The 12,156-nt window shown below is 61.3% G+C and carries 10 protein-coding genes; 8 read left to right on the plus strand and 2 right to left on the minus strand.

Annotated features, from left to right (window positions below; all coding sequences use genetic code 11):
* Positions 1–79 precede the first annotated feature (79 nt).
* From IQ16_RS23315 to uvrB, 4 genes are all read left to right on the plus strand, one after another.
* Positions 80–997 (plus strand): LysR substrate-binding domain-containing protein, encoded by a 918-nt coding sequence (locus IQ16_RS23315; protein ID WP_026312883.1) that lies wholly within the window; start codon positions 80–82, stop codon positions 995–997.
* Positions 998–1,111: 114 nt separating this feature from the next.
* Entirely contained in the window at positions 1,112–1,336 is a 225-nt protein-coding gene (locus IQ16_RS23320; RefSeq protein ID WP_018648321.1) for a hypothetical protein, read from the plus strand.
* A 39-nt stretch (positions 1,337–1,375) separates the two neighbouring features.
* Entirely contained in the window at positions 1,376–1,609 is a 234-nt protein-coding gene (locus tag IQ16_RS23325; RefSeq protein ID WP_018648322.1) for a hypothetical protein, read from the plus strand.
* Positions 1,610–1,701: 92 nt separating this feature from the next.
* On the plus strand, positions 1,702–4,605 hold the full coding sequence (uvrB, locus tag IQ16_RS23330) for an excinuclease ABC subunit UvrB (RefSeq protein ID WP_018648323.1): 2,904 nt from the start codon (positions 1,702–1,704) through the stop codon (positions 4,603–4,605).
* Between the two features lie 7 nt (positions 4,606–4,612).
* Here the strand turns inward: uvrB and IQ16_RS23335 are convergent, their stop codons facing one another.
* Entirely contained in the window at positions 4,613–8,350 is a 3,738-nt protein-coding gene (locus IQ16_RS23335) for an nSTAND1 domain-containing NTPase (RefSeq protein ID WP_145831778.1), read from the minus strand.
* A gap of 23 nt (positions 8,351–8,373) precedes the next feature.
* Entirely contained in the window at positions 8,374–8,850 is a 477-nt protein-coding gene (locus IQ16_RS23340; protein WP_244635826.1) for a hypothetical protein, read from the minus strand.
* A 355-nt stretch (positions 8,851–9,205) separates the two neighbouring features.
* Here IQ16_RS23340 and IQ16_RS23345 point away from each other — a divergent pair, with 355 nt between their 5' ends.
* The 4 genes from IQ16_RS23345 to IQ16_RS23360 all read left to right on the plus strand — a co-directional run bounded on the left by IQ16_RS23345 (position 9,206) and on the right by IQ16_RS23360 (position 11,915).
* Complete coding sequence (locus tag IQ16_RS23345; RefSeq protein ID WP_026312885.1) at positions 9,206–9,658, plus strand: nuclear transport factor 2 family protein; 453 nt, start codon at positions 9,206–9,208, stop codon at positions 9,656–9,658.
* Between the two features lie 138 nt (positions 9,659–9,796).
* Positions 9,797–10,063, plus strand: a complete 267-nt coding sequence (locus IQ16_RS23350) for a hypothetical protein (RefSeq protein ID WP_020608160.1) — start codon at positions 9,797–9,799, stop codon at positions 10,061–10,063.
* Positions 10,064–10,268: 205 nt separating this feature from the next.
* A complete protein-coding gene (locus IQ16_RS23355) occupies positions 10,269–10,709 on the plus strand; it encodes a nuclear transport factor 2 family protein (protein ID WP_018648326.1) in 441 nt (146 codons plus the stop codon).
* A 285-nt stretch (positions 10,710–10,994) separates the two neighbouring features.
* A complete protein-coding gene (locus IQ16_RS23360) occupies positions 10,995–11,915 on the plus strand; it encodes a hypothetical protein (protein WP_018648327.1) in 921 nt (306 codons plus the stop codon).
* Positions 11,916–12,156: the final 241 nt, after the last annotated feature.

Consider the following 12,156-nt stretch of genomic DNA (forward strand, 5'->3'; position numbering starts at 1 on the left):
TCATTCTTCTGCCTCGCTTGCCCCGCTCGCGCAAACTGAGTTATCTTGCCCTGGCATCAGCTTTCCTGAGGGTCGGCATTTGCGGCGGCTGCTCTTTCTCAACGGCATCAAGGCATTCGAGGCGGCGGCGCGGACCGGCAGCTTTGCTGCGGCCGGGCTCGAGCTCAGCGTGTCCGCGGCCGCCGTCAGCCGCATGGTGCATCTGCTGGAAGAACGCCTCGGCGTCGCGCTGTTCGAGCGCAAGGCCAACCGCCTGGTTCTGACGCAGGCCGGCCGCGCCTATCAGAGCGGGCTGACCCCGATCTTCGATGCGCTCGCGAGCCTGACCGCGCAGGTGACGGCGCCCTCCAGCGTGCGCGTGCTGACCATCGGCGTCGGCCACACCTTTGCAATGCGCTGGCTGATCCCGAGGCTGTCGGAGTTTCGCAGCGAGGAGCCCGACATCGAGGTGCGCTTCACAACCGGCGGCGCGCTGGTGCCGTTCGGCGAGGACTGGAATTGCGGGATCAAGCTCGGCACCGGCGACTGGCCCGGCCTCGTCGCCGAGCCGCTGTTTGCCGGCGACCTCACGCCGGTCTGCGTGCCCCGTCTCGCCGCCTCATTGAAGCGGCCGGCCGATCTCAGGGGACCGAGCCTGATCCGCGTCGCGCACTCACCCGAGGACTGGCCGATCTGGCTGAAAGCCGCAAACTTGCCTCGCATCAACGCGCGCGGACCGGAGTTCCAGTTCTACGGTCAGGCGCTGCAGGCCGCCGTCGACGGGCTCGGCATCGCCATGGGGATCCGGCCCTATATCGACGACGATCTCGCCGCCGGGCGGCTGGTCGCTCCGTTCGACCTCTCGGTGCCCAAGGGTATGCGCTGGTACCTGCTCTATCGCAGCTTCCAGACCGAGCAGCGCGACTTTGCCGCGTTCCGCCGCTGGATCATGCGCGCGGCATCGGAACCCGCGACCCGCCCCGTGCGGCGCCCCGGCCGCAGTTCCGCGCGGAACTGACGCCGTTCAGGCAAAAAAGCCGGCCCCTTGTGAACGGCTTCACATCCACAAATCCGCAAACGTGGTCCCTTGACCCTCCAACAAGACACGTACGAACCACTTTGGGGACTAGCAATGACGACCCTCTACGACGGCTTTGACATCGAATCCTTCGAAGCTGGCAAGGGACTGTGGCACGCCCGCATCCGGCGCGCCGATTTCAGCCCGGTTGCCATCGACGGCGTGCTGTTTCCGGCCATGGAAGTCGGCTTCGCCTGGCCCGATCCCGACGCTGCGATCGCCGACGCCAAGCACCATATCGATCGCTTCCGCCGGCGCGCCGACAGCGACGACGAATAGGCCTTTCAGCACAGCGCGGCGCGCAACGAGGAACCGGTGATGTCGTCTATCGAGATCGAAGAGACCCAGCCGCTGGCCCGATCCTACGCCCGATCGGTGCTGTCGAGATGCCCCGACTGCGACGGCGATCTCACGGTGCTCCGTGTGATCGGCGGCCGCGCCGGATGCGAGTACTGGACCATGCGCTGCACCGATTGCGGCAGCGTCCATCTCGACATCCTGAAGCCGCGCCAGCCGGGCGCGGACGACGACGGACCGCTGCCGGCGGCGTGAGCGGGACCCTGCTGCCAACCTGCTGTCAGCAGCCTGAGCACGGAGGGGCATTCGCCCTTTATTGAGCGGCGGACTCGTCCCATATTCGCCCCATGGCGAAGAAACCTGCTCCCCCGAAATCCCCCAAATCCAAGGCCCCGAACTCGAAGGCGCATCGGCCTGACGTGCAGCCGATCGGGCCGGCGCTGGCCGAATTGCTCAATCCCGCGATCAATCGCGGCGATGCCGGGCTTGGCTCGGGCACCGGGCTGCAGCCGCCGCCGGACAATTCGCGCGACCGCCGCGCCGGAGGCGAGGCCGCCGCGCATCGCGCACGCGCCTCGACGCCGAAGGACTTCCCCAGCGACCGCCCGACGGGCCTGGACGAGGCACCGCAGGCCAATTACGGCACTGCCGCCACGATCCCGACGCTCGATCCGGAACTGGCGCGTCAGCTCGGTCTGCCCACCGAAGAGGACGACGCGGAAGCGCTGGCGCGTCCGCCGCGTTCCAAGATGGAGGCGCTCGGCGTCAAGGCGACTGCCGACGCGCTGGAGTCGCTGATCCGCGAGGGCCGCCCGGAGTTCCGCAAGGACGACGGCTCGATGAAGGTGTGGACGCCGCACCGGCCGCCGCGCCCGGAGAAGTCTGAAGGCGGCGTGCGCTTCGAGATCAAGTCGTCCTACGAGCCGCGCGGCGACCAGCCGACCGCAATCAAGGAGCTGGTTGAAGGCATCGAGCGCAACGACCGCTCGCAGGTGCTGCTCGGTGTCACCGGCTCCGGCAAGACCTACACCATGGCCAAGGTGATCGAGGCGACGCAGCGCCCGGCGCTGATCCTGGCGCCGAACAAGACGCTGGCGGCCCAGCTCTATGGCGAGTTCAAGAATTTCTTCCCCGACAACGCGGTCGAGTATTTCGTCTCGTATTACGACTACTACCAGCCGGAAGCCTACGTTCCGCGCACGGACACCTATATCGAGAAGGACTCGTCGATCAACGAGCAGATCGACCGCATGCGCCACTCGGCAACCCGTGCCCTGCTCGAACGCGACGACGTCATCATCGTCGCCTCGGTGTCCTGCATCTACGGTATCGGCTCGGTCGAGACCTACACCGCGATGACTTTCGCGCTGAAGAAGGGCGAGCGCATCGACCAGCGCCAGCTCATCGCCGACCTCGTCGCGCTGCAGTACAAGCGCACCCAGGCCGACTTCACCCGCGGCACTTTTCGCGTGCGCGGCGACGTCATCGACATCTTCCCGGCGCACTATGAGGACCGCGCCTGGCGCGTGAATTTGTTCGGCGACAGCATCGAGACCATCGAGGAGTTCGACCCGCTCACCGGCCACAAGCAGGACGAGCTCGAATTCATCAAGATGTACGCCAACTCGCACTATGTGACGCCGCGCCCGACGCTGGTACAGGCGATCAAATCGATCAAGTTCGAGCTGAAGCAGCGGCTCGACCAGCTGCACGACCAGGGGCGCCTGCTGGAAGCGCAGCGGCTGGAGCAGCGCACCACTTTCGACCTGGAGATGATGGAGGCGACGGGAAGCTGCGCCGGCATCGAGAACTATTCGCGCTATCTCACCGGGCGCCGCCCCGGCGAGCCGCCGCCGACGCTGTTCGAATACGTCCCCGACAACGCGCTGATCTTCGCCGACGAAAGCCACGTCACCATTCCGCAGATCGGCGCCATGTTCCGCGGCGACTTCCGCCGCAAGGCGACGCTGGCCGAATATGGCTTCCGCCTGCCCTCCTGCATGGACAACCGCCCGCTGCGGTTCGAGGAGTGGGACATGATGCGGCCGCAGACCGTCGCGGTGTCGGCGACGCCGAGCGGCTGGGAGCTGAACGAGAGCGGCGGTGTGTTCGTCGAGCAGGTCATTCGCCCCACAGGCCTGATCGATCCGCCCGTCGACATCCGCCCGGCCCGCACGCAGGTTGACGATCTCGTCGGCGAGGTCCGCGCCACCGCGCAGGGCGGCTATCGCTCGCTGATCACCGTGCTGACGAAACGCATGGCGGAGGATCTTACTGAATACCTGCACGAGCAGGGCATTCGCGTCCGCTACATGCACAGCGACATCGACACCATCGAGCGCATCGAGATCATCAGGGATCTGCGCCTCGGTGCGTTCGACGCGCTGGTCGGCATCAACCTGCTGCGCGAAGGCCTCGATATTCCCGAATGCGCGCTGGTCGCCATTCTGGATGCCGACAAGGAAGGCTTTTTGCGCAGCGAGACCTCGCTGATCCAGACCATCGGCCGCGCCGCGCGCAACGTCGACGGCAAGGTGATCCTCTACGCCGACCAGATGACCGGCTCGATGGAGCGCGCCATCGCCGAGACCAACCGCCGTCGCGAAAAACAGGTCGAATACAACACCGCCAACGGCATCACGCCGGAGAGCGTGAAGAAGCAGATCGGGGACATCCTCAACTCCGTCTACGAGCGCGACCACGTGCTGGTCGAAGTCGGCGGTCACGACATGACCGACGACGTCATCTCGATCGGCCACAACTTTGAAGCCGTGCTCGCCGATCTCGAAACGCGCATGCGCGAGGCCGCCGCCGATTTGAACTTCGAGGAAGCCGCCCGCCTGCGCGACGAAGTCAAGCGCCTGCGCGCCACCGAGCTCGCGGTCGTGGACGATCCCACCGCAAAGCAGCGCGCCGTCGCGGGCAAGGCCGGCGCCTATGCCGGCGCGAAGAAGTACGGCGACGCCGCCAACCTGCCCGTCAGCGCGATGAAGAAGAAAACGGTGAGCTCAGCGCTGAAGGCCAGCGGCGCCGGCAGCGGCTCGAAGGTGCACAAGCCGCATCTCGACGAGATGCACGGCCCGGAATCCCTGCCCTACCGCGCCAACCAGACGCTGCCGGCAAAGCCGTTCGGCAGCACGAGCCGGATCATCCAGCCGACGGATTCGAGGCAGTCCGGGCCGGAGTTCGGGCCGGCGCCGAAGTCGACGGGGGGGCAGCCGGGAAGACGCGGGGGGTGGAAGAAGAGGTAGGCAGTTTTTATCCCGCGACAATCTTCGCTCGCTGCGGCGGGCTTGTCAGGTCTAGAAATTTGCGAGACTTGATCCAATCCATTACTTCCCAGAACTGGGAAGATTGAATTTGCTTTGCCTCGGGATGCTCCTTAACAGCATTGATAAGGACATCGCGGGAACTCCCGTAACTTGTTGGGTACTTAAGCACAGAAGCGAGCAAAGATAAGCGCTCCGGCCAAGGTAAGCGCCTAGCCAATGCAACGAGAGCCTTCGCGGCTTCACCCCCTTGATCTCCGGGCAGCTCCCCCAAAGCTTGGCTCGTTAAGTCGACGCAAGACGGGATGTCTTCAACAGGCATTTGGGACGCAACGACCACCATAGCTGGCGCCAGCGCACTGAGCTGGCTTGAGGTTTTGGCTCTCTTTACAGACTCAACAATATTCCCCAATACCAGTCGAAGAGTTTCGGGACTTAGTTGCGCAGCCACTGGGGCAAAAATCGGCACAAATGTCTGGTCATCTTTAGTTGTTCCTGCAAGCTCTCGAGCCAACGTATATGCGTCTTCTTGCTTCAGCCTTGGCGAGAGAGCCACAAATATGGGCGCGGCAAATCTTACAACTCTGTCACGGGGAAGAGCGAACGGAAAGGGATTGAATCTCAATCTGCTAAGATCCGATGTCTTTAGGAAATCAAGCAATTGATTTGCTAGTGCAAACGCTTCTTGATTTCCGACGCGCGGGGCGATTGCCAACAACATTGGAAAAATGGTCTCCGGGTTCAGCGAATTTCCTGGAACCGCAAGAAGATCAATCGCCCAGCGAGCTAGGACATTCGCATCCCTTGGCCCCAACTGACTTGCAAATGCGACGTTGTTTAGTACGTCTTGAGGACCGTCAAGCGTAAAGAACACTGGCGAAGCAAAAGTTGAAAAAACACCTGGGTTCTTTTTGAGCGCTTCAACTAAAGGGCCCGTGAAGAACGTCTTATCTTCTGGCTTCAGCGGAGCAACGAGATTGATGAACGATTTTAGCAAACGCAGGCGCCGACCTTGGTCCTTGGTTTTCTTCACAATTCCGACGGCTGTGTTGACCAACGAAGAGATATTGTCGGGCTTTAATCGAGGCGTCAACAGCACAAGCGCCCTCGTCAACGACCTCGATTCCTCTTCATCGTTTGCTCTTCCACTTCGTTCGGCAATCAGTGTTGCCAGCCGATAGGCATCATCCGATTTAAGCTCAACCGCAACCGCCGTGATACGATCTTCGATTCCGCGAAGTTCGTTGACATCCTTTGCACTCACTATTTCTTCGCCGATCGCTCGCATCAACGCAGTCATATCCTCCGGCTTTAGTCGGGCGCTGACAGCGGCAAGCGCTTGGACAAGACCCTTGCGTTCCTTATTAGCTCTCGACGCATCAAGAACAACAGACGCAATTGCACTCCCGTCATCGGGGCGAAGTTGCGGGGCTAACGCAGCTAAAATCTTGACCATTTGTTCTTGCTGACTAGTTGGAGCTCCAGCCTTGATGACTTCGACAACGGGTCGCGCGACCGCGTAAGCATCTTCCGGCCCCAGTTGCTTTGCAGCAATTGTAACCGCTCTCGTCAGTTCATTAGCCTGACCGGCGACCTTGGTTGACTTTATTGCATCGATCATCCGATTAACGTTAGCGTATAGATCTCCAGGCTTCAGCAACACCATGCGCATGGCAAGGGCAGAGCCGAGAACGCGCAGTTGGGCGACATCTTTTGTCGCACCGATTGCATCAATCAGCTGAACCGGACCAACGATCTCCATCTTTTGAAGGTGTAACGCGAGCGCAACGGCCGCAATTGACTTTTGATCGTAATGGTCGGCAGCTAACGGGGCAGCTACGATCCCAACGATTCTCTCCCTAACAAACGGATTGGCGGCCAATGTTGCTTGAGCTACGAGATCGGGCTGCAGCATAAAATGCTCCGCATACTCTCTTGTACCCAGCAACTGATCCACAAACTCAGTGCGCACGTTGGCATCTCGCGTACTCGCAAGAGACCACGCTGCGTCTAACTCCCTGCTACCCACACCGTTTCTAAATTCAAGCTGCAAAAGGATCTTTCGGGCACTCTCTGTTGCCGCCTGCCTCTCGCGCCAATTTGCAAAGACAAGAGATCCAAAGAGAACCCCTGACGCCAACACAATCAACGGAACGAAACGCAGGAGGCTGAGTAATGCATAGTTGCTTTGCAAGCCATAGCGAAATCCCCCCCAAAGCCTTTCCCACGCAAGCCTGCATTGAGCACTCATGGGCAGAAGCGATTTCCATTGGCTCAAAACTGAAGAGGAATTATGAAATGCGACCGCGCCGTCGGCTAACAAATAATACCAACGATTTGCTCGTCGCTCCGCCGCAAGCACGCCACGAGCGAGGTAATCATGATCAAGTCGATAGGCGATAAGTCCTGTCTGGGGGTCCGTGGCGCTTCGCAATATTTCACCACGCTCCAACTCTTGTAGAGCCTTATCAAGCCTGTCGTCTTGAACCTTTTGCAAAATTGTCGCGAGGTCGGCCTTGGAAAGCGATCGCGTTTTTGTTTGATTTTCCGGATCAATCAGTGCAATCAAGATGGCACGAACTTGAGAAACTTCAATGCCTACTTTGCGTGAGGTACCAGTGATTTGCTGCTCAACATAGAGCGCCTCAATGCCGCTGGCGCCACCTGCCCGTTCATAGTAGGCGATGTTAAGTCGCTTGAGACTTTGGATGCCTCCGAGCATGATCTTGAGTTGCTGAGGCAACACAACGTCTTGCTGCGAGATATCTCGGACAATCCGCTCCTTGAGCTTGTTCCACCCCGCCTCGGGATCCTCGATCACTGAATTGCCATCGGCAAGACGCGTCAAGAGCTCCGAAATAAACGGTGACGCAACGCGATCAAGCCGGAGAGCTTCGACAACACCCAAGAACTGCACCGAATTCAAACCTGCTGCAGTGTCGCTGCGCGTCACAAAAAGAGCGCGAATCTTATCCTGCTCTAAGAGGCGGCCGATCATATCCCAAAATGGATTTTCTCGTCGCAAAGCATTTGGGCTCAACCAAATCTTATTTGGCAGAAAGCGCTCACGGTTGCGAGCTTGATAGTCGTCGAATTGATCAAAGACGATCAATGCGGTACGTGCCCGCTCCTCGCTAAGCTTTGCCAACGCCTTTTCAAGATCGGCTAGGTCAGAAAGCTTTAATGACTTCGATGCGGAGTTACCTTCAGCAAACGCCTCGCTGTCAGTTAAGGCGATCCTCAATGCATTGAATGGACCACGCTCCCAATGGTCCACCCATAGATCAGCCAACATGAGAGGAAGAATTGATTTTTCGGCTTTTAAACGTGGCAAAAGACCAGACCGAACTAAGGCGGACTTACCTGAGCCAGATTCGCCTTCCAAAAATACAATCGACCTTAACAGACACTGCTGCAGCAGGCTATCGATGTCCGTTTCTCGCCCTACGAGATGCTCCGAGTTATTTCGATCGAGTCTGAGTGCGTCGGGTCTCAAGAGACGCGAATAACGAGTGCGCCATTTAACGAGGAGCCACAGTCCAAGAAGAAGTAGGAAGCATGAAAATAGCCAAAAGGCCCACGTCGGCAGCTTGCTAAGGGCACCAATTTTTCCGAAGAAGTCGGTGAAATTGCCAATAACTCCGCCAGCAGCGCTGACGAGCCCGCCAACGCTGCTGATCACCCCCGCAGCAAGAAGTAGCTGCTTCTGAGTTCGTTCCGCACTCATTTTGCCCGATCGCTAAATTACAACTATTTATTGTGCGAGTCACGAATAAAGTGCTTAGCGTGCAGCGCCTTGACTTGAGAAGCTGAATGATTGGACAGAGGCGCCTTCCCCCCACCATGGCGGCGCCCCCTCACCCCACGCTCGCCGTCACCACGGCCATCAATGGTCACGAGCTGGAGCGAGGCAACCGGCTGGGTGCGCCATGCCGTGATCTTGTCGGACAGCGACAGATGGGCCTCGAAGAACCTTGGTTCGTAGACGGTCTTGAAGGCGGCGGGGAAGCTCGGACCCAGGGTCACTGCGAGCATTGCGTGCAGCATCGAGGCGACGGCGACGAAGATGGCGACGCCGGGGTCGCCGACGAGGTCGTGGTTGCCGATGAGCTTGAGCAGGAAGGCCGCAGTGGCGAAGGTCGGGAAGCTCTGCAGCGTCGCGGTCAGCGCGAGGCCTTCGAGCACGTTATGCAGGCGGGACTTTCTCGCGGCGGCGATGGCGGCCATGGCACGTCTCCCTGATGACATGGGGATGACGATAGCCGCGATGCCGCGGGGGTGATGTGAGATGGGTCACGCGGTGCTTCGCCTCTCCCCGCTCTTGTCCGCCGATGCCGCAGGATCCAGGTTCCCTTGCACAGAGCACTGCAAGGCGCGCCTGCCGATATGCGCGCGGCGTCATCGCTGGCCGCTCGTTTCTTGCGGGCAATCCGGCGCGCAACCCGCAATTGCACCCCCATGAACCGGGCATTGCGCCCGCGCGTCATAGGCTGCAATCAGCCCTGTGTTCTCGCGGATTGCCGATGCGCGAGATCGTGCGTTAGCGTTGCGCAGCGTCGCGGGGCCAACAAGGACGGGCGGAATGACGGTCGAGAAGCTCAATCGCCAGCGCGTGCTGCATCTGCTGGACACCATCGCGGCAGATGATCTCGAAGCCGCGCTGTCGTGCTGCACCGACGACATCGACTTCCTCACCCACGCGCCGATCGACGTGCTGCCGCACATGGGCCCCTGCCACGGTAAGCAAGAGCTGCGCGAGTTCTGGCGCACGGTGCAGGCGCGCTATTCCGAGACCCGCTATCAGGTGCCGCAGATCGTCGCCGAAGGCGACACCGTCGCGGCCTATCTGCGCGTGTTCTTCAAGAAGCGCAGCAACGAGCGCATCATTCAGGTCGACATGGCCGTGTTCTACACCTTCCGCGGCGGACAGGTGGCGCAGATCCGCGAGATCATCGATTCCTACGATCTGGTGCAGCAGGTGCTGGAGCGCGAGATCGGGCCGTTGATCACGGGGGCGGGTGCGGACGGGGTGTAATTGTCGTCCTGGCGAAGGCCAGGACGACGGCGAGGGTGGCGCTCCCTTGCGCATCTCCACCACCCCCCATTGAACCTCCCTCCCCGCCGCCGAGACCCATCCCGGGGCGTTGTGCACGCCGGCTGGGGTGATGGGCCGATGAAAGTCGTGTTGCTTGCTGTTTTGGGGCTGTTCCTGGGGGCGCTGGGCGGCGCCGCGCTCGGCATCGGAGCCGGGCTTGCTTTCGTCGAAATCGCGCAAACCACGAATTTCGAAGGCCAAAATGGCATGCTGGTGTTCTTCACCTTCATGCCTTTGGGCGCTGCGATCGGTGGAATCGGCGGCGCGGTGCTGTTCGGCCTGCTGGCGCTGCGGGACGATGCGATCGCCATCGAGCGGGAACCCGCCGTCCACGGGGATCGGTAGCGACCCCGGAGACCGGTAGATTACGGGGTTCTGTTGTAAATCTCACAAAGCGCAGTCAATTGTGCATTGCAAAAACGTGAATTGCGTTTTGGCCGAAATCGGCTATGTCATTCGTATACGAATGAGTTGAGCGCCCCGGAGCACCTTTACGGTGCATGGGGTTGTTTTCCGTTTTTTCTGCAAGCCAGCGTCAGGACTGCCCAAAATGACAGAGCACAGCCTCTGGCGTTTCTCGCGCGCATTGCACCGTGCGATCAACGACCGGCATTTCGAGGATATCGAGGCCCTGATCGACGAGGACGTCGAGTGGGCGCTCTACGGCCCGATCGACATGTTTCCGTTCCTCGGCGCGCGCCAGGGCAAGGACGCCGTGCTCGACGTGATCCGCCAGCTCGCCGACAATTTCCAGGTCCGCCGCTTCGACCGCGAGAGCATCATGCTGGGCGTGGATTCCGCCGCCTCGATGCTGCGCTATTCGCTGACGGCGCTCGATTCCAACAAGCCGATCTCGTTGCGCGTCGCGCAGTTCGCCCAGTTCAGGGCGGGCAAGCTCATCAGCATGCGGGTGCTGATTGACACCTTCGACCTGATCGAGCAGGCACTCGGCCGCGCCATTCATCTGCCGAAGATGACCAGCGTCGGCTGAGGGGGACGCCAACGGGCCCCGCTTCCCGGGACCGATGACAAGCCGACCGCGACGTCCTGGCCTCCAGCCCCGCCGGATGCCGTCGCAGGCAAGCCGTCATCGGGCGAGCGCCCTTCGCGCGGCCCGTTGGTTTGCGTCGCCAGCCAAGCGTCTCAAGCCAGGTGCCTCGAGGCGAGTCGCCACAATTTCGCAACGATAGGTGAGCATCCTCGCTGCGGAATAGCGCGTTGCGGATGGCCGCACTATATTGCCGGGCAGCATGCGCTGGGGTTTGCGGGCAGGACGATGGAATTCTCGACGGGTTTTGGCTGCGCCAGGCTGCCGGTGCTGGCGGCCGCATTCATCTTGGGATCGGTGCTGACGGTCTCGGCGCAGATCATTCCGCCCTTCTCCCCCGGCCCGGCCGCGGCGTCCGACGAGGAGGAGGCCGAGACGGCGGAGGCTCCCAGCGCCAACGACCCTGACGTGATGAAGGGCATCGACGTCGACAAGCTCGACTGGAGCCAGCTCGCCATCGACGCCGGCACGCTCAACGACATCATCGCCGCCAAGAAGCGCGCGCAGGCCGCGGCCAATAGCGGACTGAACTGGTCGTCGAACGCCAACGCCAATGGCTCCTCGGCGGTGACGGTGAAGCAGTCGGTGTTCGAGTTCTGGGATACGCGGATCGGCGCCGACATGACGGTCGCAAGCGAGCCGCGGACGATGTCCGAGCTCCTGGCACAAAAGGCCGCCAATGGCGGCAGCCTGCCGCAATCCTCCGGCAGCGCCTGGGCGACCGCGACCGCGCCGGGCGCGGGGGTGATCTGGGACAAGACCGCGGTCGAGGCCCGCGTCGATCCCGGCTCCGAGCAGAGCAAGATCGGGGCGTCGCTGACCAAATCGATGCCGCTGTCGGGCGACACACAGCTGACGCTGCAGAACGGCTACAGCGTCAATCAGCAGGGCACCACCGCGGTCCCCGGCATCGGCGGCCACATCACGCGCAATTACGAGACCGATCAGACGGCTAAGGTCACCATCACCGACACCGGCACCAGCATCAGCGCGGGCCAGACGCTGTCGACCACCGACGACAAATGGCTGCGCAAGCTCGGCGCCGAGCAAAAACTGTTCGACAACGTCACCGTCTCCGGCTCGGTCGGCGAGACCTCGCAAGGCGCGATCAACAAGAGCGTGACGGCGGGATTCAAGAAGAGCTGGTAGTATCTTCGCCTCTCCCCGCCTGTCGGGAGAGGGAGCGAAGCACCGGCCGAGCCGCGCATTCGCTTCGCCGCGCCTCCGCCATTTACACTCCCGTAACCATACGCCACGGCAAAGCCCCCGAATCGTCCGCCCTTGCCGTATCTCGGCCAAGTTGCGGTCAAATTCCGACGCCCTAGTCGGGCTGACCGAATTCGTCGTGCGGGGGACACTCGCGCTGCGCTCAACGCGAACAGGGGAACAA

Source organism: Bradyrhizobium huanghuaihaiense, from assembly GCF_007830635.1.
Taxonomy (GTDB): domain Bacteria; phylum Pseudomonadota; class Alphaproteobacteria; order Rhizobiales; family Xanthobacteraceae; genus Bradyrhizobium; species Bradyrhizobium huanghuaihaiense.

Excerpts from the sequence above, each read along its gene's own strand:
- IQ16_RS23320 (WP_018648321.1), top strand. The coding sequence starts at position 1,112 with ATGACGACCCTCTACGACGGCTTTGACATCGAATCCTTCGAAGCTGGC.
- IQ16_RS23325 (WP_018648322.1), top strand. The coding sequence starts at position 1,376 with ATGTCGTCTATCGAGATCGAAGAGACCCAGCCGCTGGCCCGATCCTAC.
- uvrB (WP_018648323.1), top strand. The coding sequence starts at position 1,702 with ATGGCGAAGAAACCTGCTCCCCCGAAATCCCCCAAATCCAAGGCCCCG.
- IQ16_RS23335 (WP_145831778.1), bottom strand. The coding sequence starts at position 8,350 with ATGAGTGCGGAACGAACTCAGAAGCAGCTACTTCTTGCTGCGGGGGTG.
- IQ16_RS23340 (WP_244635826.1), bottom strand. The coding sequence starts at position 8,850 with ATGGCCGCCATCGCCGCCGCGAGAAAGTCCCGCCTGCATAACGTGCTC.
- IQ16_RS23345 (WP_026312885.1), top strand. The coding sequence starts at position 9,206 with ATGACGGTCGAGAAGCTCAATCGCCAGCGCGTGCTGCATCTGCTGGAC.
- IQ16_RS23350 (WP_020608160.1), top strand. The coding sequence starts at position 9,797 with ATGAAAGTCGTGTTGCTTGCTGTTTTGGGGCTGTTCCTGGGGGCGCTG.
- IQ16_RS23355 (WP_018648326.1), top strand. The coding sequence starts at position 10,269 with ATGACAGAGCACAGCCTCTGGCGTTTCTCGCGCGCATTGCACCGTGCG.
- IQ16_RS23360 (WP_018648327.1), top strand. The coding sequence starts at position 10,995 with ATGGAATTCTCGACGGGTTTTGGCTGCGCCAGGCTGCCGGTGCTGGCG.